This window comes from uncultured Roseibium sp. (genome assembly GCF_947499295.1).
Classification (GTDB): domain Bacteria; phylum Pseudomonadota; class Alphaproteobacteria; order Rhizobiales; family Stappiaceae; genus Roseibium.
On record NZ_CANMNP010000018.1, the window covers coordinates 135,372 to 157,386 of the forward strand.

General features: G+C 55.2%; 22 protein-coding genes. 12 read left to right on the plus strand and 10 right to left on the minus strand.

What is annotated here, in order from left to right:
* The first annotated feature begins 65 nt into the window (after positions 1-65).
* The 3 genes from cobA (at position 66) to bchE (ending at position 3,911) form a co-directional block, all read left to right on the plus strand.
* Positions 66-935, plus strand: a complete 870-nt coding sequence (cobA, locus tag Q0835_RS24020) for a uroporphyrinogen-III C-methyltransferase (protein ID WP_298965034.1) — start codon at positions 66-68, stop codon at positions 933-935.
* Positions 925-2,244: a cobyrinate a,c-diamide synthase gene (locus tag Q0835_RS24025; protein WP_298965036.1), complete on the plus strand. Its 1,320-nt coding sequence runs from the start codon at positions 925-927 to the stop codon at positions 2,242-2,244. The genes cobA and Q0835_RS24025 overlap by 11 nt, the downstream gene beginning before the upstream one ends.
* 119 nt (positions 2,245-2,363) lie before the next feature.
* Entirely contained in the window at positions 2,364-3,911 is a 1,548-nt protein-coding gene (gene bchE, locus Q0835_RS24030) for a magnesium-protoporphyrin IX monomethyl ester anaerobic oxidative cyclase (protein ID WP_298965039.1), read from the plus strand.
* Between the two features lie 79 nt (positions 3,912-3,990).
* Here the strand turns inward: bchE and Q0835_RS24035 are convergent, their stop codons facing one another.
* The 9 genes from Q0835_RS24035 to Q0835_RS24075 all read right to left on the minus strand — a co-directional run bounded on the left by Q0835_RS24035 (position 3,991) and on the right by Q0835_RS24075 (position 11,544).
* Positions 3,991-4,587, minus strand: coding sequence for a Crp/Fnr family transcriptional regulator (locus Q0835_RS24035; protein ID WP_298965042.1), 597 nt, complete (start codon positions 4,585-4,587; stop codon positions 3,991-3,993).
* Between the two features lie 153 nt (positions 4,588-4,740).
* On the minus strand, positions 4,741-5,514 hold the full coding sequence (gene cobM, locus Q0835_RS24040) for a precorrin-4 C(11)-methyltransferase (protein ID WP_298817897.1): 774 nt from the start codon (positions 5,512-5,514) through the stop codon (positions 4,741-4,743).
* Entirely contained in the window at positions 5,511-7,406 is a 1,896-nt protein-coding gene (gene cobJ, locus Q0835_RS24045; protein WP_298965045.1) for a precorrin-3B C(17)-methyltransferase, read from the minus strand. The genes cobM and cobJ overlap by 4 nt, the downstream gene beginning before the upstream one ends.
* Positions 7,376-8,101, minus strand: coding sequence for a precorrin-2 C(20)-methyltransferase (gene cobI, locus Q0835_RS24050; RefSeq protein ID WP_298965048.1), 726 nt, complete (start codon positions 8,099-8,101; stop codon positions 7,376-7,378). Before cobI ends, cobJ begins: the two co-directional genes overlap by 31 nt.
* On the minus strand, positions 8,098-9,297 hold the full coding sequence (gene cbiE / locus Q0835_RS24055; RefSeq protein ID WP_298965050.1) for a precorrin-6y C5,15-methyltransferase (decarboxylating) subunit CbiE: 1,200 nt from the start codon (positions 9,295-9,297) through the stop codon (positions 8,098-8,100). Before cbiE ends, cobI begins: the two co-directional genes overlap by 4 nt.
* The gene (locus Q0835_RS24060; RefSeq protein ID WP_298965053.1) at positions 9,294-9,557 is read right to left on the minus strand and encodes a hypothetical protein; all 264 of its coding nucleotides are present in this window, start codon (positions 9,555-9,557) and stop codon (positions 9,294-9,296) included. The genes cbiE and Q0835_RS24060 overlap by 4 nt, the downstream gene beginning before the upstream one ends.
* A gap of 1 nt (position 9,558) precedes the next feature.
* Entirely contained in the window at positions 9,559-10,215 is a 657-nt protein-coding gene (locus Q0835_RS24065) for a precorrin-8X methylmutase (protein ID WP_298965055.1), read from the minus strand.
* 10 nt (positions 10,216-10,225) lie between these two features.
* A complete protein-coding gene (locus Q0835_RS24070) occupies positions 10,226-11,305 on the minus strand; it encodes a sirohydrochlorin chelatase (RefSeq protein WP_298965058.1) in 1,080 nt (359 codons plus the stop codon).
* The gene (locus tag Q0835_RS24075) at positions 11,302-11,544 is read right to left on the minus strand and encodes a DUF6732 family protein (RefSeq protein ID WP_298965060.1); all 243 of its coding nucleotides are present in this window, start codon (positions 11,542-11,544) and stop codon (positions 11,302-11,304) included. The genes Q0835_RS24070 and Q0835_RS24075 overlap by 4 nt, the downstream gene beginning before the upstream one ends.
* A gap of 463 nt (positions 11,545-12,007) precedes the next feature.
* On the opposite strand from Q0835_RS24075, the gene Q0835_RS24080 reads away from it, so the two are divergent.
* Both Q0835_RS24080 and Q0835_RS24085 read left to right on the plus strand, forming a co-directional pair.
* Positions 12,008-12,526 (plus strand): ACT domain-containing protein, encoded by a 519-nt coding sequence (locus tag Q0835_RS24080; protein ID WP_298817905.1) that lies wholly within the window; start codon positions 12,008-12,010, stop codon positions 12,524-12,526.
* A 70-nt stretch (positions 12,527-12,596) separates the two neighbouring features.
* Entirely contained in the window at positions 12,597-12,911 is a 315-nt protein-coding gene (locus Q0835_RS24085) for a DUF1905 domain-containing protein (RefSeq protein WP_298965062.1), read from the plus strand.
* Between the two features lie 17 nt (positions 12,912-12,928).
* Here Q0835_RS24085 and Q0835_RS24090 read toward each other — a convergent pair whose 3' ends face one another.
* A complete protein-coding gene (locus tag Q0835_RS24090; RefSeq protein WP_298965064.1) occupies positions 12,929-14,221 on the minus strand; it encodes an Hsp70 family protein in 1,293 nt (430 codons plus the stop codon).
* 344 nt (positions 14,222-14,565) lie between these two features.
* On the opposite strand from Q0835_RS24090, the gene Q0835_RS24095 reads away from it, so the two are divergent.
* The 7 genes from Q0835_RS24095 to Q0835_RS24125 all read left to right on the plus strand — a co-directional run bounded on the left by Q0835_RS24095 (position 14,566) and on the right by Q0835_RS24125 (position 21,978).
* Positions 14,566-15,357, plus strand: a complete 792-nt coding sequence (locus tag Q0835_RS24095; protein WP_298965066.1) for an ABC transporter permease — start codon at positions 14,566-14,568, stop codon at positions 15,355-15,357.
* On the plus strand, positions 15,354-16,013 hold the full coding sequence (locus tag Q0835_RS24100; RefSeq protein ID WP_298965068.1) for an ABC transporter ATP-binding protein: 660 nt from the start codon (positions 15,354-15,356) through the stop codon (positions 16,011-16,013). Before Q0835_RS24095 ends, Q0835_RS24100 begins: the two co-directional genes overlap by 4 nt.
* Before the next feature lie 32 nt (positions 16,014-16,045).
* Positions 16,046-17,374 (plus strand): RkpR, polysaccharide export protein, encoded by a 1,329-nt coding sequence (locus Q0835_RS24105; protein ID WP_298965071.1) that lies wholly within the window; start codon positions 16,046-16,048, stop codon positions 17,372-17,374.
* 48 nt (positions 17,375-17,422) lie between these two features.
* A complete protein-coding gene (locus tag Q0835_RS24110; protein WP_298965073.1) occupies positions 17,423-18,469 on the plus strand; it encodes a hypothetical protein in 1,047 nt (348 codons plus the stop codon).
* A 169-nt stretch (positions 18,470-18,638) separates the two neighbouring features.
* Positions 18,639-19,568, plus strand: a complete 930-nt coding sequence (locus Q0835_RS24115) for an N-acetylneuraminate synthase family protein (RefSeq protein WP_298965075.1) — start codon at positions 18,639-18,641, stop codon at positions 19,566-19,568.
* Positions 19,569-19,573: 5 nt separating this feature from the next.
* On the plus strand, positions 19,574-20,749 hold the full coding sequence (locus Q0835_RS24120; RefSeq protein WP_298965078.1) for an acylneuraminate cytidylyltransferase: 1,176 nt from the start codon (positions 19,574-19,576) through the stop codon (positions 20,747-20,749).
* 5 nt (positions 20,750-20,754) lie between these two features.
* Positions 20,755-21,978, plus strand: a complete 1,224-nt coding sequence (locus Q0835_RS24125; RefSeq protein ID WP_298965081.1) for a DUF6716 putative glycosyltransferase — start codon at positions 20,755-20,757, stop codon at positions 21,976-21,978.
* Positions 21,979-22,015: the final 37 nt, after the last annotated feature.

Here is a 22,015-nt window from a genome sequence, read left to right on the forward strand (position 1 = left end):
TCGTATTCGGGCCGATTTTGATCGTGGAATCGCTTGGCGCATTCGTGCAAGACAGATAAACAGGGATGATGAACGCAGAGAGCGACAACAACAGGTTGCCCAAAGGCTTACCGGAGTTCGAGCCGGGATGGGTCTGGTTGGCTGGTGCCGGTCCGGGGGATCCCGGTTTGCTGACGTTGCATGCCTTGAACGGCCTGCGGCAGGCGGACGTGGTTGTCTATGATGCGCTTGTCGATAGCAGCATTCTTGCCTGGGTCAAACCGGATGCGGTCACGGATTTTGCGGGAAAGCGTGGTGGCAAGCCCAGTCCAAAACAGCGGGATATCACCCTGAAGCTGATCGATTATGCGCGCCAGGGCAAACGGGTCCTGAGGCTGAAGGGGGGCGACCCGTTCGTTTTCGGCCGTGGGGGTGAAGAAGCGCTCGGACTGGTGGAGGCGGGGGTTCCGTTCCGGATCATACCAGGCATAACGGCAGGTATCGGCGGTCTTGCCTATGCTGGAATTCCGGCAACACACCGTGACTGCAATCAGGCAGTCACGTTCCTCACAGGACATGACCAGTCCGGACTGACCCCGGATGCAATCAACTGGGAGGGCATCGCCAGGGGCTCTCCGGTTATTGTCATGTATATGGCGATGAAGCATCTGGAAACGATTGCCGGAAAACTCATGGCGGGCGGCAGATCTGCAGCCGAGCCGGTGGGCATTGTCTGTAACGCCTCACTTGACGGTCAGGAAATCCTCGAAACCAACCTGGGTCGATGTGCCGAAGACGCCAAGGCCTCGGGGATGGCACCGCCGGCAATTGTAGTTGTCGGTGAGGTCGTGCGGCTGCGCAACGGCCTTGACTGGCTTGGAGCATTGTCCGGCAAGGTGCTGGATAGCGACCCGCTGGGGCTGCGGTCCGACCGTCGTTCGGCCGATGCCGGTTGAAGCTGGATCCGTCACGACAAAAGGACTGATGATTGCTGCGCCGTCATCGGGTGCCGGCAAGACAACTCTGACGCTGGCGTTGTTGCGCGCCTTGAAGGACGCTGGCAGGGCGGTTGTCTCTGCCAAGTCGGGCCCCGACTATATCGACCCGCGCTTTCACCAGGCAGCCAGTGGAAAGCCTTGCGTTAATCTGGACGCGTGGGCCATGACACCTGAAACGCTCAGTTACCTGGCGCTTTCTCAGGCAGGTAGCGCCGATCTGATGATCGTGGAGGCGGCCATGGGCCTTTTCGACGGTGCTGCGAGCGGGAAAGGTTCTGCGGCAGATCTTGCCGTTGAACTCGGCATTCCAGTCGTGCTTGTCATCGACTGTGCAAAACAGGCTCAGTCGGTTGCCGCTCTTGTTCACGGCTTTCGCACTTTCAGGTCAGACATCGATTTGGCAGGTGTCATCTTGAACCGCGTGGGCAGTACCCGGCACGAAAAGATGCTGCGCGATGCGCTTGCTCCTCATGAGGTCGAGGTGCTGGGGGCCGTCGAAAAATCGGGCGCTCTCAGTCTTCCCGAACGCCATCTTGGACTTGTGCAGGCAAACGAGCACCCGGACCTGGAGGCTTTTTTAAAAGGGGCCGCAGATATCTGTCGTGACAGGATGGACCTGGAACTGTTTTTGAAAAAAGCAGCCCAACTGAGGGGCGTGGAGCGGCGGTTAGGCGATCTTCCGGAGCCGCTTGGTCAGCGAATTGCCGTGGCGCAGGACGTTGCCTTTGCTTTTGCCTATCCGCATCTCTTGAACCACTGGCTGGCAAGCGGAGCAGAGCTTTCCTTCTTTTCACCGCTCGCCGACGAAGCGCCGGACAAAGATGCGGATGCGATTTTTCTTCCTGGCGGTTATCCGGAATTGCATGCGGGGAAACTTGCCGGCGCGGCGTGGTTTTTCAGCGGCATGTCTGAAGCGGCAAAGGCCGGGCGTCTCATCTACGGTGAATGCGGTGGCTACATGACGCTCGGCGACGGGATGATCGATGCTGAGGGCACCCGTCACCGGATGCTCGGACTTCTCCCGCTGGAAACGTCGTTCAAGGCGCGCAAGAGGCACCTCGGATACCGCAAGCTTCGACCGCTGAACGGTTCTCCCTGGACCCGGCTCCTCACGGCGCACGAATTTCACTATGCAAGCATCTTGTCGGAAGGAAAGACCACACGGTTGTTTGCCGCCGAAGATGCCGCCGGAAATCCACTTGGCGATCTTGGACAGAACGTGGGGTCGGTCAGCGGTTCCTTTGCACATGTAATCGCCAGCAGTTGAGTGCTGCCGACAGCTGCACAAAATCTCGCTGTTTCTCCTGAAAACTTCGACAGCTGACGCAAAGCGTCTGCAAGACCGGATGCGCCTGATGGTGCGGGGCGCAATGGAGAACCGGTTAAATGAAAGTGCTCATCGTCAATCCGCCGCATACTGCCATCGGCAGCCGTATACCTGATGACCATCTGCCACCGCTTGGACTTCTTTCCATCGCGGGACCCCTGATCGACGATGATCATGAAGTGGACTTTCTCGACGCGGAATTCGGCCCATTGCCGATTTCTGACATCGTGTCGGCCATAGAAAGATCGGGCTGCGAAGCCCTGTTGCTCGGCCATTCCGGGTCAACGTCCGCTCACCCGACAACTGCGGAAATTGCAAGGCGTGCCAAGGAGTGCCGCCCCGGACTGATTGTCATCTATGGCGGCGTTTTCCCGACCTATCACTGGCGGGACATCCTGCGCGAAGCACCGGAATTCGACATTCTTGTCAGAGGCGAAGGCGAGGAAACCTGCCGGCAGCTTGTCAATGCTCTTGGCCGAGACCAGCCGATTGCCGGCATCAGAGGCTTAGCGTTCCGAGCCGATGGGGAGATTGTCTCAACACCGCCCCAACCGATGATCCGTGACCTCGACGCCTACCGGATCGCCTGGGAACTGATTGATTTTGAACGTTACTCCTACTGGGGTGGAAAGCGCGCAGTGGTCGTTCAGTTTTCAAGGGGATGCCCGCATCCTTGTACCTACTGTGGCCAACGAGGGTTCTGGACCCAGTGGCGACATCGCAACCCGGAAGTCTTTGCAGCGGAATTGGCCTGGCTTCATCGCAAATACGGCATAGAGGTTTTCAATTTTGCCGACGAAAACCCAACGTCTTCAAAGAAAATGTGGAAACGGTTTCTGGAAGCGATCATCGCGGAGAATGTCGAGATCACTTTGGTTGGGTCAACGAGAGCCGACGATATTGTTCGCGATCGCGACCATCTACATCTTTATAAGAAAGCTGGCGTCGAACGGTTCCTGATGGGTATGGAGCACACGGATGAGAAGGTTCTTGCCAAGATCCGTAAAGGCGCGACACCCAGTACGGATCGTGAAGCAATCCGGCTCATGCGGCAGCACGGGATGCTGTCCCTGGCAACCTGGGTGGTGGGTTTTGAAGAGGAACGGGATAGGGACTACTGGCGGGTTCTGCGTCTGCTGCTCAGTTACGATCCGGATCAGATCCAATCGCTTTATGTGACACCGCATCGCTGGACCCCTCTGTTCGGCGATATCCGGCACCGCCGGGTCATTCAGCTGGATCAGCGCAAGTGGGACTATAAGCATCAAGTTCTTGCCACACGGCATGTTCCTCCGTGGCGGGTGTTCCTCTGGGTGAAAACGATCGAATTCATCGTGCAATCCCGTCCGCGTGCGCTCTGGCGGCTTTGGACGATGCGCGACCCGAAGCTCAGGCATGCCCACAAATGGTACTATGCAATGGGTCGCAGGGTGTGGATACACGAAGTCCTTGGATTCGTGTTTCGCGACAAGCGGATCAAGGATGGGCCGAGTGTTGCCGAATACTGGGGTGAAAATCATGAGAACGAAGAGGCGTTGTCACGAGGCCGGTCAGAGATTTCTTCGCCTCCCGCGCTAGAACCAGAGCGCTTGGTCGAGGCAAGTTAGGTCAAGCGAATGACCTGACAATAGTCTTCGTATTAGTGGCCTCCGAAACCGAAAAACGCGGGGGGTCAATGAGGTTGGTTCAGGGCAGACGGCACCGGGTTTCGTCCCGTTCGATCCTCTTGCTCTTGTCGAGCAGCGCGAGTGCGCGATAACAAGCCTCATGCGAAAGGCCGAGTGTCCGGGAAACATCTTTCCAGGAAAGATGCGGGTCGCGCCAGCCTTCCGCATCCGGCGGCAAGGACTGAATATAGGAATAGACCCTGTCGTCGGCGCGTTTGATGTTGCGCAACTCGATCTGGTTGCGCAGGCTGCGGATCTGGTGAGAGTAGGCTTTGAGCACCAGCATGGCCATGGCCGGGTCATTGAGTGCTTCCAGCACCGCTGGCTTGTCGTAAGCCGTGCAGCGAACGTCCGTTTCACCAACCGCATCGCAATGGTAACGGTCTGAAAAAAGGGAAGCCTCCGCGAAGAGGTCTCCTGGATCGGCGCGCTGTACGACAAGTTCCTGGCCGTTTTCAAGGATACGAACCATGACCAGACGGCCTGTCCGTACAAAAAACACACGCTTGACCTGATCGCCCGACCTGAAAAGGAAGTTGTGTTTTTTCAGTGCTACATCAGTGGCTTGCAAGCCGGCGGCATCAAAAGCCGTGCGTATGTCTTCGTGGCCACTCATGAACAGCATACCTCGCGTGCATATGATTAGGATCATATACCTTTTGCGACAAGTTTGCGAGACTACACGAGAAAGGCCCCATCGGTCGGCGTGAAGCAACTGGTGCCGTAAAACTCAAAAACGGCTAGAGCCAAACCTGTCACCAGAACAGCTTCACGCCTTGGCCTTCTTTTTGGGTCTCAAAACGTGAACATGATCGGCGTCGTAGAGCGCGCTGTCGCGGAAGTCTTCGCCGGGCTTCAAGGCGTGACCGACAAATATCAGGGCGGTTCGGGTGATTTTAGACGCTCGAACCTTTGCTGCAATCGTCGACAAGGTGCCATGGATGAAGCTTTCATCCGGCCATCCGACGCGAAAGGCAACAATCACAGGGCAGTCCGGACCATAGTGCGGTGTCAATTGCCGCTCGATTTCGCGCAGGTTTCTGACAGAAAGGTGGATGGCAAGTGTGGCGCCACTTCGGCCGAGCGTGTCCAGGTCTTCATTGTTCGGCATGGCGGATGACTGCATGGCCGTTCTGGTGACAATGACTGTCTGCGCCACCTCGGGTATGGTCAGTTCGGTCTTGAGGGCTGCTGCAGCCGCTGCAAAGGCCGGTACGCCCGGCGTCACATCGTAGTCGATGCCAAGGGCATCAAGGCGCCGCATTTGTTCAGCGGTCGCGCCATAAATGGACGGGTCTCCGGAATGTACACGGGCGACATCTTGGCCCTTGTCATGGGCAACCTTGATTTCCTCAATGATCTCGTCAAGCGTCAACGGCGCGGTATCAATGACCCGGGCACCCTCAGGAGCTGCTTCAACAATCTGTTCCGGGACCAGAGACCCGGCATAGAGGCAGACCGGGCAAGACTGAATGATCCTCAGTCCTCGAACGGTGATGAGGTCCGGATCGCCCGGACCAGCGCCGACAAAATGAACAGTCATGCCTGGTCTTCCGCTTCAGTGTTGTGTGAGCTGTCGTCTGCCGGTGATGGCGTATCTTGAGAGACCTCAGCCGGCTTGGGAGCATCGATGCGTTTTGAGTAGCCGCGCGGCGTATAGACGAAGGGATGACCGTCGCCGCGCAACACTGAGCGGGTGGTTGAAGAACCGACAAGCACCGTCGTAAGCATATCAACATCGTCAACGGAAAGTGCTTCCAGCGAAAGCACTCTGATCGTCTCATCCGGGCGGCCGAGATTGACACCGAGAATGACCGGTGTTGCACCCGAGCGATGCTCCAGCAGAATCTCCTTGGCTGCGGCGAGCTGCGTGCGCCTGCGCTGCGACACGGGGTTGTAGAACGCGATCACGAAGTCGCCTTCGGCGGCGGCCTTGAGGCGTTTTTCAATGACTTCCCACGGTGTCAGCAGATCGGACAGGGAAATTGCGCAAAAGTCGTGACCGAGCGGGGCGCCGATCAAAGCCGAACAGGCCTGCAGTGCCGATATACCCGGCGCGTTGGTGATCGTAACGCGTTTTGCCGCGTCGGAGACACCGCCAAACTCTTGGTCCCGGTGCAGCAATTCGTAGACAAGCGTTCCCATCGCGTAGATGCCGGCATCACCGGATGAGATCAGTGCGACGTTCTTGCCCTTGCCGGCTTCCTCAAGGGCGAACCGAACCCGGTCTTCTTCTGCGCCAAGTGGAAAATTATGATGGGTCTTGCCGGTGATGTGCTTTTCGACAATATCGAGATAAAGCGAATATCCAACCACATCCGATGCCTCGGCAAGCAGTTTGGTTGCCTGCGGTGTGCGCCAGTCGTCCTTGCCGGGCCCGATGCCGATCACCGACAGGTGCCCTCTTGCCTGACCCACAGCCGAAGTGTCGATTGCCTTCGGAGATCTGGCGATGGCGCAGGTCGCATTTTCGGTTTTTTGCTTTTCAACCGTCAGCGCTGCGAAGGGACCGGCTGCTGCAAGCGCGCCACCTTCCGCCACTCCATAGCAACCCACCTCATCGAAGACCACATTGGAGGGGTTTTTCAGCCGGGGCGTTTCACGCTGAAGTTCCACTGCGGAAAACAGTCGCACCGGTACGCCCAGATGCTCAGCCAGGTCGTTGACGGCAGTCTCATCGGCCTTCAGGTCAATTGTTGCGACACACGCAACGGCTCCACTGGCGATTTTAGCTTCGGCGAGCTGTGTGTGAACAAGGTCGATAAGCTCCTGGCTCGCACATCCTCTTGCGCAACCGACGCCGACGGCGAATTTCTGAGGATGGTAGACCAATCGGGTCGGTCCGCTGTCCTCCGGTTGCTCGCTGGCAACGAGGGATATTGCCGCGTCGTCAGAGTGTACAAGTTCAGCTTCCGACAACCAGTCCGCATTGCCTTCCAGGCGAACCGAGGCGCCTGAGATAAGCTCGGCCATGACCGGTTTGGCATCTTCAGGGTTGATCAGCCGCCAGCCGGAAGGGGGGGCATCAAGCGCAACGCCAAGCTTAAGATCGCCAGCGGTGGTGATCGCAGCATGGCCGCGAAGCCCGCGGGCCAACACACGGGCGAGCTCGTTGGCACCCCTGTGGCCGCCGAGCAACGGCACAATGCTCGAACCATCTTCTGAAATGGCGATGACTGGAGGTTCTGATGTCTTGTCCGAGAGAACCGGAGCCAGCGCGCGGATCAGGATCCCGCTTGCGCAGAAGCCGACGATAGGATGGCCAGCCTTGAACAGGAGCTGGATGTGCTCGATCGTTTCGTTGAACTGGGTATCGGCCATCGGCACACGGCCGGCCAGACCGTGAATGCGTGCGGTCGAAAACCGCTTGGCAACGTCTTGTGCCGTTTCAAAGCCGGTCTCGTTCAGGACGAGAAGGATGGGGGAAGCGTCCACGCTTCGTCTCCCTTGTAGATAAGGATCATGGAAAAGTAGGGTGCGGTTTCCGCCTCTAGGTCAACAAGACGGTGAACCTTTTGTTCGGGAAGGCTCGCACGTTCCACATAGCCGGCGCGATCGAGCAATCCCATTTCGGACAAAAGCGCCTTCAATCTTGCCAGGTGCCGGCCGACTTTCATGATGGCGACAGCCTGAGCTTCTTCGACCTTGCGCCGGATCTCACTGTCGGGAAGGGGCCCTGGAATGATGGTCAGTACGTCGTTTCGCGATGTCAGCGGGCGGCCGAGCTGCGCCGCACAGGTTGTCAGCGATGTGACCCCTGGCACGATTTCGATCTCGAACCGATCGGCCAGACGCTCAAAAAGATACATGAACGAGCCGAAGAAAAACGGGTCGCCTTCACAAAGTGTGACGACGTCAAGGCCACTTTCAAGAACTTCGGCAATGTCTTCAGCGGCTTTGTCATATATCTCCTTGGCTGGAAACCGGTCCACGCGCATGGGTACGATGATAGGAATTTCCCGCGTGTCTTTACCGATCACGCTGTCGGCTATCGACCGCGCGAAACTTGTTCCAGAATCAGGGGCTGGATACGCCACCACCTTTGCCGACGAAATCAATCGGTGTGCCTTGAGGGTCATCAGCTCCGGATCCCCGGGGCCAAGGCCGACGCCATACAGCTTGCCGCTCATGACTTGGTGACACTCCACTGGGTAACGGTCATCTGCGGACGCCACCCTGTCAGGCCACCGACGGCGCTTGCCTTCTGTACGGAAAGCCTTTTCAAGTTTCCTCCAAGGGTCTGATATGCCTCCAGCAGCACAGCTTCGCTTTCCAGGGTGACTGCGTTGGCCACAAGTTGTCCGCCTGCTTTCAGCGCGTCCATGGCCGCTGCAACGATGCCCGGGGCTGTGAGACCTCCGCCGATGAAAACAGCATCAGGCTCAGGCAAATTGGCCAAACCTTCCGGCGCAGACGCGTCCTTGAGCTCAAGTTGCGGTACGCCGAGTGCGAGCGCATTGTCTGCTGCCATTTGCCGTCGTTCGGCATTTGGTTCCAGCCCTATGGCTTGCGTTCGATCTGCTGCGCGCAGCCACTCGATGGCAACTGATCCGCAACCCGCACCAATGTCCCAGAGGAGAGCACCCGGATAGGGTTTCAATTCGGCAAGTGTCGCCGCGCGGATATCCTGTTTGGTCATCTTTCCGTCGTGACGAAAGGCGTCGTCGGCAAGGCCGGCTGTCCGGCCACGGAACCTTACGTTCGGGTCGGCAATAACATTGAGCGCAAGCGTGTGGAGGTCAGCAACCGCGTGGGACCAGCCCTCCGCCGGGCCACACACAATGCGTTCGCTAGCACCACCAAGGTGCTCCAGAACGGTCAACTCTGTTCGCCCGTAACCTTCGTCAGCCAGTATGTCGGCGACCTGGCGCGGCGTATCGCTGTTGCTGGTCAAAAGCAAGATACGTGCACCCGGATAAAGAGCTGCCCGTACCATGTCGACAGGCCGGCCGTGTACCGACAGGCACTCGCTCTCTTGAAGAGACCAGCCCATGCGCGCGGCGGCCAGCTGGAAAGCGGAAAGAGAAGGCAAGACCCTCATTTCGCCCGCTGGAAAGTGTCTCAGAAGCGACGCGCCAATTCCGAACCACATCGGATCTCCGCTTGCGAGAACGGCAACGTTCTTGCCGGAAAGCTGCTTCAAGTCCTCATAGACATCAGCGAATGGGCTGGGCCAGGACCTCGCCTCGGTACCAGCCGGGACGTTTGCCAGCGCCAGATGACGTTTGCCGCCGTAAACAAGGTCAGCCTTGTCGAGTGCATCTCGCCCGCCCGGAGCCATAGCTCCATCTTCACCTATTCCGATCAAGGTCAGCCAGGAAGTCACTCTTCTTCCTCCAGGCCGTAGGGTCTTATGTAAGGCCTTAAGGAAAGGTCCTTTGGTTTCCCGTCTTGCGGCAGCACAACCTGACGCCCACCTCTGGATCGATGATGCTGTTGTTCAGTTGAGATTGCCGCGCCGATGCCAGAGCCTTTGTCCGGTAATGGCGCTGCGGCACTGCCGGGCCGTGACAGAAACCCGCGAGAGCGCATAGGCCCTTGTGTTCCGACCGATCTGAATTTGGGTTTCCCGGTTTCGCCGCTCAAGTTACGCTTCCTCCGGGAGACCGGCGGCAAGTGCGTTCACCGCTGCAGCAGCCATCGCCGATCCGCCACGCCGACCGGCAACAGCAAGAAAGGGGATTTCAAAAGGATTGTTGACCAATGCGTCTTTGGATTCTGCCGCACCGACAAAACCAACCGGAAATCCCAAGATTGCAGCCGGGCGAGGCCCGCCATCAGCGATCAGTTCGAGCAGATGGAAAAGCGCCGTCGGTGCATTGCCTATGGCCACGATCGCCCCGTCCAGTCGGTCACGCCACAATTCCACGGCAGCTGCCGATCTGGTTGTTCCGAGCTGTTTGGCAAGGTTTGGCACCTGTTGATCGTTCAGGGTGCAAATCACCTCTGACCGACCCTGAAGCCGGGACTTAATGACGCCGTGAGAGACCATTTCAACATCACAGAACACAGGTGCTTTGGCAGCAAAGGCAGCACGTGCAGCGTCAAGAATACCGCTCGACCAGCGCAGGTCCTTTGGCAGATCCGTCATGCCGCAGGCATGGATCAGGCGGATGGCCACCGGATGCAAGGGCTCCGGAAGGCCGGCGAAATCGGTCTCTGCACGCACTGTCGAAAAGGACTGGCGATAAATCGCCGCAGGATCCTTTTCATAGTCGTAGGACGGTTTCGTATCCTTGCTCACAGCCCTGCGCTTACCCTTCCCGGTTCAAAGACTTTGGCCCGTGCGGATGATCCGCGTGAGGATAGGGATGGTGATGATGATCGTGGTCATGGCTGTGATCATGCCCATGCCCATGCCCATGCCCATGATCATGGTGATGATGATGGCTTGCAGCACGGACCTGCTTCTCGCAGGCACCGGTGCAGATTTCATCGCAAAGCTGACATTCTGCTTCCGCACCAAGGCCTTCCACGTGATGGTGATGGCTTTCTTGCGCCAGCCCGACCTCTGCTTCAAAGCCAAGTACCTGTTCGCGGTATTTGCACATTTGACAGTTCATCAGGTTGGCGCCTTGCAGAATTTCCTGCACACGGTCCGCCATTGTATCGATGACTTGCGGATGGTCGTTCAGATATCCGGCCTTGATGAATTCGATGTCCGGATGGTTGGCGGCAACCTCATCGGTGTTTGAATAGATCCTTTGAACAAGGACCCCGGTGAAAAGGAAATACGGGAAGACGATGATGCGCTTGTATCCAAGCTTGGCAGCGTGTTCGAGACCAGCGCCGACAAGAGGAAATGTCACACCGGAATAGCAGGTTTCCGCCCAGCCGAAACCGAACCCCTCCCAAAGGAGGCGTGTGATCTTGGTGACGTTCGAATTTGCGTCAGGATCCGATGCCCCGCGGCCAACCACCATAAGCAGCGTTTCATGCAGCGGGACGTCGCCTTCCGCCGCATCGATGGCTTCTTGGATGCGCGCACCAGCAGCCTTGACCATACGCGTATCGACCGCAAGTTCCCGGCCATAGGAGATCTTCATTTCCGGGTGCATTGCCTGATAGGTGTTCAGCACCGAGGGAATGTCGTTTTTGGCGTGGCCTGCCGCAAAAAGCATTCCGGGAACGGCCAGAACGTGCGTGCACCCTTGTTCGCGCAGTTTGGTCAAACCGTCGTGGATGACTGGATTGGCAAATTCCAGGTAGCCATATTCCACCGGCCAGTCTGGAAAGCGCGCCCTCAGCCCTTCAGCCAATTGGGCAAACTGTTTGACCGCGCCTTTGTTGCGGCTGCCATGGCCGCAGATCATCAAACCGAGTTTTTCACTCATTGAGCAGCTTCCCCGGCATTTTCCGTGTCTTCAACGTCCGTATCAGCCGGATCTTCGGATGCCTTCTGTTTGCGGTCCTTCAATGCGACAAGACCGGCAACCAGAGCAGCGCCGGCAATTGCTGCGACCCCAATCCAGTGGGAATGTCCGGCGAGTTCGCCAAGGTGACCACCGTGCGCTAGCGCAGACGTCGGTAACATGGCTGCGGTAAGTCCGGTTAAAGCGGTCCGGTGAAACATCTCTCTCCCCCTCAAAAGGCAGGTTATCGTCGACGATTGTGGTGGGGATGAAAGCAAACACACGCTGGGCTCCGGCGCATCACCGGATCATCGCTTGTGCCTTGGACAGCTCCGACATTGGTCCCCTGTTTGGGTCAACCGCATTCGGAATCGCTCTCAGTCCCCTTAAAAGGACGCCGTCAGGTCGCGGCACATTAGGGGAGGGGCACAGGAGGATCAAGCGCGAATGCGACATCTTGAGACGCATACGGACAACTTGTGAAAAATGGCCGGAAATAGCTTATGTGAATATCAGACGTTCCATCTGAGGGCGTGAGCCTGAAGGGACCAAAACGAACTTAGGAGAGTTGACGGCTCCATGCCGTGAGCGCCATATGACACTAGGGCACTCTGGCAGCATGTGTTCAGCTCGCCGGAGTTGTCAGGATGCCGGAATGCGGCTTTGAACTGGAGCACTTGGAAAATGCAGACCCATCTCGTTTTTACGGTGATTGCCAAAGATCGGCCAGGGCTCGTGGAACGCATGGCTGAGGTTATTGCCGGACTGGGCGGCAATTGGATCGAAAGCTCCATGGCACGGCTTGGAGGTGAGTTTGCCGGTATTGTTCGTGTTTCCATCGCCGGCGACAGTGCAGGTGAACTGGTAAATCAGCTCAAAGCGCTTTCCGAAGATGGTATCGACATCACGCTGCGCTCTGATAAGGCCGGCGATGACGCGCCGGCGGGCACCTCTGCGCATCTTGATCTGGTGTCACAAGACCATCCCGGCATTTTGCGCGATATCAGCAGTGTCTTGAGCGACAAGGGCGTTAGCATCGAAAACCTGGAGACGGAAGTTGTCTCAGGTTCCATGCAGGGCGAAGCTTTGTTCAAGGCTTCCGCCGATCTTCGGTTGCCCGCGGGGCTCGATCCTTCCGACTTGAGCGATGCCTTGCAGGAAACGGCAGGCGATCTGATGGCCGATATCAACTTGGTGGACTGAGCCTCCGGCAGCTTGAAACCACTCCCGGACTGCAAGTCAAAACACACCAGGAATTTTTTCGGAGCGTTTCATGCTTGATCGCTTGTCCTTCTCTGCATGCCTTTGGGTCTATCCGGGCAAGGGTGGCTGGACGTTTGTAACACTGCCAAATGACTGTGCCGACCAGATCCGTTTTGTGAACGGGCACGGCAAGGGCAAGGCCTTCGGCATGGTCAAGATCAAGGCACAACTGGGGTCAAGTGTCTGGAATACGACTATCTGGCCAGACAAAACCTCCGGGTCGTTTCTTCTGCCCGTCAAATCAGCCGTGCGTAAGAAAGAGAAGGTTGGTGCCGGCGATAAAGTGGAGATTGATCTGACGCTGCATTCACTGCCGGACCTTTGAAGGGGCGCCAGCCAGGATCAGGCGGCGAGTGCCCAATCACTGGCATCTTCGCGCGCTCCGATAAGTGCAAGACCGTTTGCGACAGAGGTGAGTTCATTGCCGCCGGAGATCCTGTCAGGGCCAAAGCGCTCGCTGAACTGCTGTCGTACGGCCGGAACAAAGGACGTTCCGCCGGTCATGAAAACCCGATCGATGTCACTATCCTGAAGTCCGGCTCTTTCAAGCGTTCGGTTCAGCACCAGATCCATTCTCTTCAGATCCGGAGCAATCCAGCTTTCAAAATCCGAACGCGTTATCCGCGCTCTGAAATTGCTTCCAAGCGGGGTGAAGGACAGTTCGGCCTCGTCTTGTTCTGAAAGCTGCGCTTTGGTTTCTGAAACGGACTTGTAAAGCGGATAGCCCTGGTCCTCCTCAACGAGATCAATGAACAACTCGATCTTGTCTGATTCCAGGCACCAGCGGAGCAATTTCTTCATTTCCTTGAAATCGTCGGAAGTCTTGAAGATCGACAACATGTGCCAGCGTGCAAAATTTGAAAAGAGGTTGGGGGGGATCTCGAGGACCTTGCCCATGCTTTTATAGGCTGACCCCTTGCCGAGTTTTGGCAACACCACATTGTCGATTATGCGATAGTCGAAGGTATCGCCCGCAATGCCGACACCGCCGCGCCCGAGTGGCGTCGCTTTCATCTGTCCTGACTGCATTTCGAACCGCATCAAAGAATAGTCCGTCGTGCCACCGCCGAGATCGGCCACGAGAATGGTCGTGTCCTCACGCAGCGATTGTGCATAGGCAAAAGCAGCACCGACCGGCTCCATCACGAAAAGAATGTCTTCAAATCCGAGCCGCTGAAATGCTCTCCGGTATCTGGCCATGGCGAGCTGATCATCAGGTTTATAGCCCGCAAACTCCACCGGACGCCCGACGACAAGCCGGGTCGAGGAAGGGTCAATGACAGTTCCTGTTCGCTCAAAAGCGCATTTCAGAAACGTTGCCATCAGCGCTTCGAAATCAAACGGTATCCCGTAAATCCCCGTCCCCTTGAACGCCGCGCTGGCCGCAAAGGTTTTGAGCGACTGGATAAACCGCACATCCCCAAAACTCTCCAGGAATTGCCTGATCGCCCAAGGCCCAACCTCCGGATGCGGCGCCTTCGCCGCCCCCTTGTCGAGAAAACTGAGAACTGTTGGCAGGGAGGTAAAGGTGTCGTTGCCATCCCGGAAATGGACGGGTGTTGAGGCAGATCGACCACTTGCGAGAACAGCAACGGTGTTGGATGTGCCGAAATCAAGGCCGATGGTTTGGGGCATGTCGGAGGGTCCAGTCCAGGAATGGTGAAGATACTCGATGCCGGAGGTGGCGATGTTTTACAGATTAGTATTACATTGCAGGGTCAATCAAATCTGATGAATACTTTAATTGTAACAAATTTACAAAAACTTGCTTCGTATTTGGAAAGTAGATTTCAATTTTGGATGATGTTGCAATTGGAATTAATGTATGAGGCCGCAAACATTGTCACGAAACGGGCGGCTATGTTAACAGGTCAACCAGACTAACAAACAGCGTGAAATCAGTAGTAATCTTTTTAAATGTGGGAGACTTACGTTTGATGTGATAGCACGTTAACAACCTATTTATGATCTCGAGACAGATGTATTCTGAAACATTCCAGAAGAGTTTGAAGCGGCAGTTTGCGATAGTTTTCGCGCTGATTGTGCGCGAAATGACTACGCGTTACGGAAACAAATTTGGCGGCTACATGTGGGCGGTGATGGACCCCGTTCTCACGATAGCAATTCTGACAACGGTCTTCTCGGCTATAGCGAGAACCCCTCCGCTCGGTCGCAGTTTCACTTTATTCTTTGCCACTGGGTACGCTGCATTCTACATGTATCGTTCAACTTCAGAACAAGTTGCATCAGCTGTTGAAGCCAACAGGGCTTTGTTGAACTATCCGGTTGTAGGTCCTTATGATGCCATTATTGGCCGTATAATTTTGCAGGTTGTGACTTTGTTCGTAGTCAACCTGATTCTCTTCGGCGGTTTATGGTTCGTCGTGCCATTCGAGAAGATTAACCTTGGCCCTATTATGTTAGCCTCGCTGATTGCGATCTTGCTTGGTGCCGGAGTTGGGGCAGCCAACATCGTCTGGTTTCATCTTAACAGCACCTATCAGCAAGTCTGGGGCATCATTAACCGTCCAGCTTTCATTGTATCGGGCGTTTTTTTCTTACCTGAAACGATACCACATCCCTTTCAGGAAATCTTGTTGTGGAACCCTCTGGTCCATATAGTTGGGTTGTTCCGGATGGGTTTTTATCCAACCTATCGGGCATCCTATGTGGATATGCCCTATATTGTTGGTCTTGCTTCTTTTTCGATCGTTTTTGGCCTCTTCTTAGTTTGGCTATTCGATGCGAAGCTGCGGGAGCCAAAAAAATGATCCGGTTGGACAGGTTGACAAAGAGCTTTCGTCTCAAAGGTGAAACACGCTACATCGCGAAGGATGTTTCATTTACGGTGCCGCGCGGGGACAGTATCGGCTTGCTCGGTCGAAACGGTGCTGGCAAATCGACATTGTTGAAACTGATTGCGGGTACTATCAAGCCGACATCAGGCCGGGTCATAAGGTTGGCTAATGTGTCGTTCCCTTTGGGTTTTCAAGGCAGTTTCAACGGATCACTTACTGGCGAACAAAATGTGCGTTTCGTCGCGCGGATTTACGGTCACGATACTGAGGAGCTTGTTAAGTACGTTCAGGACTTTGCAGAGCTCGGAAACTCTTACTTCATGCCAGTCAACAGTTATTCTTCAGGTATGAAAGCTCGATTAGCTTTTGGTGTGAGCATGGGGATTGATTTTGACTATTATTTGGTCGACGAGATTACGGCGGTCGGCGACTCTAACTTTAAGAAAAAGTGCAAGCGTGTTTTTGAAGATAAGCTTCAGAATTCAGATATCATTATGGTGTCGCACTCCGTCGCGGCATTGAAGGACTATTGCACTACGGGAATTGTGCTAGAAGATGGTTCGTTAACGTATTTCGCCAACATTGATGATGCCATCAAACTGCACAATAAAAACATGGATCGCCGCTAGGCTGGGTCGCACCATTTCAAGGTTTGAACAAAATGTCTTCTGCCAATAAGTTCCCTGAAACCGAGTCTAAGCCGACTCCTGAGGGAACCGTCTTCACTCTCCCGGCAAAGAAGGGTGGCCCGGTTGTCAAATCCGGAGAAAGAGACGGAAAACTTGTTACGCGGCTGCGCAAGTCTGGTCTCGACCCGCAGAAACTGCTTGATCTCGCGCTGCCCGGAACGGCAGCCAAGTCGGTCACCAAACTGCGGCATCGGTTTGTTCTCATTGGCTTCTTTTTGTTTGTTGCGCTGCCATCGGCGGCCTTTTCCGTTTACATGTTTTTTTGGGCGAGCGATCAGTACCATAGCACTACTGCCTTTGCTGTACGCAGTTCTAATCCTGTTGCGGCGACAGAAATCCTTGGAATGGTGATGGGCGGCAGCGGTGGGTCGGAATCGCCTACATCCAACAGCTATATCGTAACTGACTACATACAGAGCCAGGCGATCTTGGAGGATTTGCCCGAGGACATCGGTCTTGAGGCAATATTCAATCGGGAAAGCTCCGACTTTCTGTTTTCTATGGGCGCCGACCTACCAATTGAGGATCGCTTAAGCTTCTGGAACAAAATGGTCGACGTCAGCTTCGATGCCACTTCAGGGGTCATATATGTCGAGGCTCGATCTTTTCAGCCTGAAGACTCAGTGACCATCGCCGAGGCGGTGCTAGAGCGAAGTGAGATTCTAGTCAACAAGTTGTCGGAAGCCAACCGCAGACAGACTGTACGCTACGCAGAAGAAGCTGTTGCGCGCGCAGAGGCCAGGCTAAAAGCCATCCGCAAACAGATGCTTGCCTACCGCCAAGAAACCCAGGAAGTTGATCCGGAAGCGAACGCCGAACTTGCGGCGGAGATGATCGCCGGACTGGATCAAGAGCGTGCTAGCCGAGTGGCTGAAAAGGCCACGCTAATGAGCTACTTGGATGAGGACTCGCCACGTATACGAATGCTTGATCAACAGATTGCTGCTTTGGAGGGTGAGATAGCTTCGGTACGTCAACGCCTTGGGACTGGCGGAACTTCTACGGTAGAGCCCGGTGAGTATGGTAAGAACCTTTCTCTTCGACTTGCTGACTATCAAGAACTAGCGGTAGAGGAAGAGTTTGCGCAAAAGCTTTACGTGACCTCTCTAGCGAGCCTTGAAACGGCCCGACAGGAAGCCGATAATAAGAGCTTGTATCTTGCGACATTCATTCACCCTACGTTGTCAGAGGAGGCTCAGTATCCCAGTAGATTTCTTTATAGTCTTGCGGCGTTTCTCATGCTTCTTGGGTTGTGGGCGGTAGTTGTGTTGCTTTACTATAACGTCCGAGACAGAACCTAATTAAACTTGTCTTTTGTCGTGTTGGTGCTGGGCTCAGGTTGAACGTGCATGAAGATCGGAATAGCCACTTCCGGCTTATGGCGGCTTCGAGATGCTGTAGAGTTGTTGTCTGGTGGAGCAGCATTCAAGCTGTCGATCTTGAAGGGGGAAGCGGACCTATATGCTGGCTGGGGACATAAACCGACCGCAGCTAAAACTCGTCAGGTTGCCCGCATTTCTGGTAAGCCTTACATCGCGTTTGAAGATGCTTTCTTGCGCTCTGTATTCCCGGGTGATGCGGAACTGCCGCTTGGCATGATCATAGACAGGACAGGCATATATTACGACGCCTCCCAACCTAGTGACCTAGAAGCCTATATCAACCGCCGCAGGTGCATCGGTGCCAAAGCAAGTGACTATCGGATGATCGAGGTTTTGCGCGAGCGTCGCCTGTCGAAATACAATTATAATATGATCGATAGTCTGGTAAGTCTTGGGCTTCAGTCTGCAGATAGGATGGACAGGGTGTTGGTTGTCGATCAGACCGCCGGAGATGCCTCCATTTCGGGTGCAGGCGCGGGACGAGACTCCTTTGATAAGATGCTCAGGGCTGCCGTCGCGGAAAATCCTGATGCGGAAATCTTACTGCGTGTTCATCCAGAGACCATGCTCGGGCGAAAAGCAGGGCATTTTAGCGTGGAATATTTAGAAAATCTTGCGATGCAAAACGTAGCTTTTCGGCATTGTTATTCTGAAGACCGGTTGCGATTGACGCCAGAAGCACTAAACCCTTGGGCGTTGCTGGAAGGGTGCGCTAAAGTGTATTGCGTTTCGAGCCAACTGGGTTTCGAGGCCCTTCTGGCCGGGTGCGAAGTGCATTGCTTCGGCATGCCCTTTTACGGCGGGTGGGGCATCACTCGAGATCGCATGGTGCCTGCGCCGTCCCGGCGCGGACCGGCGACACTCGAAGCAGTATTCGCAGGCACCTATATAGATTACAGTCACTACGTAGATCATTCCAGCAAGTCGCTTATGCATATCGATGAGGCGATCGAGTTCTTGTCACAAAAACGAAATAGTCTGCGCGTATTCGCCGGCCAGTGCGACAACGGGTGACCGGGGCAAGTCCGGCCGGTTAATAGTGAGAAGAAAAATACGGCTGCACACTTGTTCTCACAAGAGGGATATGGGAATAGAGCAGCAACAGGTTTAGGGCCTGAAACAGGGAATAATCCTTAGTACTGGATGCTGACAAAGCTTCAGATTTTGCCGAGAAGGTAGAAAAATGGTTGATGTAAAGGTTATTGCTGAGATCGGCTGCAACCACAAAGGCGACATGGATATCGCCAAGGAGCTTATTCAGGTTGCGAGCAAAATCTGCGGTGCAGATGTTGCAAAATTTCAGAAAAGGCACAATCGCGAGCTTTTGACCCCTGAAGAGTATGAAACGCCGCACCCGGTGCCGGAGAACGCATACGGCCCCACTTATGGTGCGCACCGCGAATATCTCGAGTTTTCTGTAGGCCAGCACAAGGAAATTCAGCAAGAATGCCGTCTTGTCGGCATTGACTATTCGACCTCAGTCTGGGACCTAACTTCTGCCCAGGAAATAGCCTCACTGAAGCCGAACCTAATCAAGTTGCCGTCGGCAACCAACCAGCATTTTGTCTTGCAGGAGTATCTCTGCAAGAACTATGACGGAGAAATCCACGTCTCGACCGGGATGACCACGCGCGACGAAATCGAGAAGGTCATTGCCTTCTACGAGAAGCACGGCCGCGCCAAGGACCTCGTGGTCTATGCCTGCACGTCCGGTTACCCGGTTGCCTTCAAGGACCTCTGCCTGATGGAAATCAACACCCTTCAGGAAAAATACGGCGACCGCGTCAAGTCGATCGGTTTCTCAGGTCACCACCTGGGGATTGCGGCCGACGTCGCAGCCATGGCTCTCGGCGCTGCCGGCTACGAGCGTTATGGCAAGGGCAAGTTCGAATATATCGAGCGCCACTTCACGCTTGACCGGACTTGGAAGGGAACTGACCATGCAGCCAGCCTTGAGCCGGATGGGCTTCGCCGAATGTGTCGCGACTTAAGCAATGTGGCCAAAGCACTAGAATTCAAAAAATCCGATCTTCTGGATGTCGAGAAGATTCAGCGCGACAAGTTGAAATGGCGTGAGGAAAAGCACGGCGCGAATATCCGCCAAGTGTCTTAAGTCCAATGGACGTCATTGCTGTAATTCCGGCGCGGGGAGGCTCTGTCGGTCTCCCCCGCAAAAATATTCTTCCTCTTCTTGGTGTTCCCCTTGTGGTACGCACAATCCAGACGGCATTGCAGGCAAAGTCGCTGAAAGAGGTCTTCGTCACCAGCAATGATGAAGACATCTTACGGATCTCAGCGGCGGCAGGTGCGACCGTCATTCGGCGTCCGGAGACGCTGAGCAACAGTACCGCGAGTTCGGAAGCCGCACTTCTGCACGCGCTCCAGTGGATCCAGGAGCAGGGGCATGCTCTGCCGGACTATCTTGTGTTTCTGCAATGCACGTCAGCATTTACTCGTTCCGAAGACATTGATCTCGTCCTAGAGACCATGGTCGGCAAAGGCGCGCGTGCAGCTCTCTCCGTCGTCGAAGATCACGGTTTTATCTGGCAGGAAGACGACGACGGCTTCGCTGAAGGCATCACACACGACCATAATGAGCCGCGACAGCGCCGTCAGGACATGAAGCCGCGATACCGCGAAAACGGCGCGATTTACTCGATGCATGTGCCGTCCTTTCTTGAAAAGAAGGAACGGTTCTGCGGACCGGTTGTCATGGTGCCTGTCGAGGGTCCGACCGTGGAGATCGACAACAAGGAAGACTGGGACGTGGTCGAAGCTTTCCTGAACGCGCGCGAACGACCCCCCAAATCGGCAGCAGGGGAACACAAGGTCAAGGCCGTCATCACGGATTTCGACGGTGTACATACCGATGACCGGGTGATCGTGGACCAGGACGGCCGGGAGTCGGTCACTTGCAGCCGGAGGGATGGCCTTGGCCTTGAACTCCTGCGCAAGCGGAACGTGAAGTTGATGATCCTTTCCAAGGAGGCCAATCCGGTCGTCCGGGCAAGGGCTGCGAAGTTGCAGGTGCCGGTGATGAACCAGATCGAGGACAAGCTTTCCGTTCTGGACACCTGGCGTCAAGGACAAGGGCTTGAGTGGACTGAAATTGTTTATATCGGCAATGACGTGAACGATATTGACTGCATGCGGACTTGTGGTCTGTCCTTTGCACCCGCGGACGCACATCCTGCCGCGCTGGATGCGGCCGACCGTATCTTGAAGGCTGATGGTGGAAAAGGGGCCGTCCGGGAAATGTGCGACTACCTCATCGCAGCTGGCCTCGTGGAGTAAAGTCAATGCGTGTACTCGCTCTTGCGGGATATGATTCCTTCCTCAACACGGCGCGGCTCATTGCACCGTATTTCGAGCGACAGAGAGCTACTGTCGACTTCGCGCTTGTCAGTGCACGCAAGAAAAAACAGATTAGTGATGGGCAGGTTGCGGAATTGGGTTTTAGCAATCCCATTCCGGTCGTTACGATCAAAGGCCTCTGTCAGAGCCGTGAAATCAAATCGTACGACATTGTTTTGTCGTGTCTTGAAGGGATGTCCACACGACATCTCTTTCACTATTTGCAGGATTTGGGAAGTACAAGGCCACTGGTGATTTGTGTCTATCCCGGTCTTGTGCTGCGGTATGCATTTGACGGCTTTTCCATGCGCGCTCCGGCAGATTTTTTGTGGCTGAACTGCGAGAGGGACGTAGAGGCTTACACGGCAATGTGCGAGTCCTTTGATCAGGATGCGTCGAATGCCAGGCTGTTCGGCAACGCGTCTCTGTTGGAGAAGATAGAAAGAAAATCTGATGTCGCAGCGGAAGGGCCTGTCGTATTCTTCGAGCAGGCCGTTATTCCGCGCTATTATCACGAGCGAAGGTTTCTGGCCGAACAGCTCTGCGCCTTGGCGAGGCGCTATCCGGGAAAGGAATTCCTGATCAAGGCGCGGGCGGCCGGCAAGAAGGCAACCTTGCACAGAACCTGGCACGCGATTGATCACTTGTTTGGCGAAGTCGCCAGTTTGGATGAAGGCGTACCCGCGAATATCCACCTTACGGAGGAGCGCACTCCCGCGCTGCTCGCTAGAGCATCACACTGCCTGACAATTTCCTCAACAGTTGCCATTGAAGCGTTGCATGCCGGAATTGACACGACACTGATCGCAGATTTCGGAGCGCATGACGATTACGGTTTGCAGTATTTTTATGGGTCCGGGTTACTGAGGAGCTTCGAACACATCGACCTTGACGTGCCGCCGCGGATGAACAAGCACTGGGGCGAGCAATTTGTTCTCGATCCGCTTTTGTCGATCAAGCAACTCGTTTCGGAGGCCATGCAGATCGGGCGGGATAAGAGGTCAATAGAGAACGTGTCGTCGCGACAATGTGAGAATTCGGATGCTCTGAGAGAAGCGTTTTTGCAAGAAAGTCCAGATTTTTACTTGTCCAGGTCTTTCAAAAGAAAGCGAAAGATTTTAGATATTTTGAAATCACATTCAAAGCTGCGGAGTATATTCGCAGGCTGACCATTCCACTATACGTGAATTGAACAGACGGGTATCG

Bases quoted from the DNA above. Each gene is read 5' to 3' on its own strand.
- bchE (WP_298965039.1), top strand. From the start codon at position 2,364: ATGAAAGTGCTCATCGTCAATCCGCCGCATACTGCCATCGGCAGCCGT.
- Q0835_RS24125 (WP_298965081.1), top strand. From the start codon at position 20,755: ATGCGTGTACTCGCTCTTGCGGGATATGATTCCTTCCTCAACACGGCG.
- Q0835_RS24105 (WP_298965071.1), top strand. From the start codon at position 16,046: ATGTCTTCTGCCAATAAGTTCCCTGAAACCGAGTCTAAGCCGACTCCT.
- Q0835_RS24025 (WP_298965036.1), top strand. From the start codon at position 925: ATGCCGGTTGAAGCTGGATCCGTCACGACAAAAGGACTGATGATTGCT.
- Q0835_RS24075 (WP_298965060.1), bottom strand. From the start codon at position 11,544: ATGTTTCACCGGACCGCTTTAACCGGACTTACCGCAGCCATGTTACCG.
- Q0835_RS24095 (WP_298965066.1), top strand. From the start codon at position 14,566: ATGTATTCTGAAACATTCCAGAAGAGTTTGAAGCGGCAGTTTGCGATA.
- Q0835_RS24100 (WP_298965068.1), top strand. From the start codon at position 15,354: ATGATCCGGTTGGACAGGTTGACAAAGAGCTTTCGTCTCAAAGGTGAA.
- Q0835_RS24085 (WP_298965062.1), top strand. From the start codon at position 12,597: ATGCTTGATCGCTTGTCCTTCTCTGCATGCCTTTGGGTCTATCCGGGC.
- Q0835_RS24120 (WP_298965078.1), top strand. From the start codon at position 19,574: ATGGACGTCATTGCTGTAATTCCGGCGCGGGGAGGCTCTGTCGGTCTC.
- Q0835_RS24090 (WP_298965064.1), bottom strand. From the start codon at position 14,221: ATGCCCCAAACCATCGGCCTTGATTTCGGCACATCCAACACCGTTGCT.
- Q0835_RS24035 (WP_298965042.1), bottom strand. From the start codon at position 4,587: ATGAGTGGCCACGAAGACATACGCACGGCTTTTGATGCCGCCGGCTTG.
- cobI (WP_298965048.1), bottom strand. From the start codon at position 8,101: ATGAGCGGCAAGCTGTATGGCGTCGGCCTTGGCCCCGGGGATCCGGAG.
- cobA (WP_298965034.1), top strand. From the start codon at position 66: ATGATGAACGCAGAGAGCGACAACAACAGGTTGCCCAAAGGCTTACCG.
- Q0835_RS24115 (WP_298965075.1), top strand. From the start codon at position 18,639: ATGGTTGATGTAAAGGTTATTGCTGAGATCGGCTGCAACCACAAAGGC.
- Q0835_RS24110 (WP_298965073.1), top strand. From the start codon at position 17,423: ATGAAGATCGGAATAGCCACTTCCGGCTTATGGCGGCTTCGAGATGCT.
- Q0835_RS24070 (WP_298965058.1), bottom strand. From the start codon at position 11,305: ATGAGTGAAAAACTCGGTTTGATGATCTGCGGCCATGGCAGCCGCAAC.
- Q0835_RS24080 (WP_298817905.1), top strand. From the start codon at position 12,008: ATGCAGACCCATCTCGTTTTTACGGTGATTGCCAAAGATCGGCCAGGG.
- cobM (WP_298817897.1), bottom strand. From the start codon at position 5,514: ATGACTGTTCATTTTGTCGGCGCTGGTCCGGGCGATCCGGACCTCATC.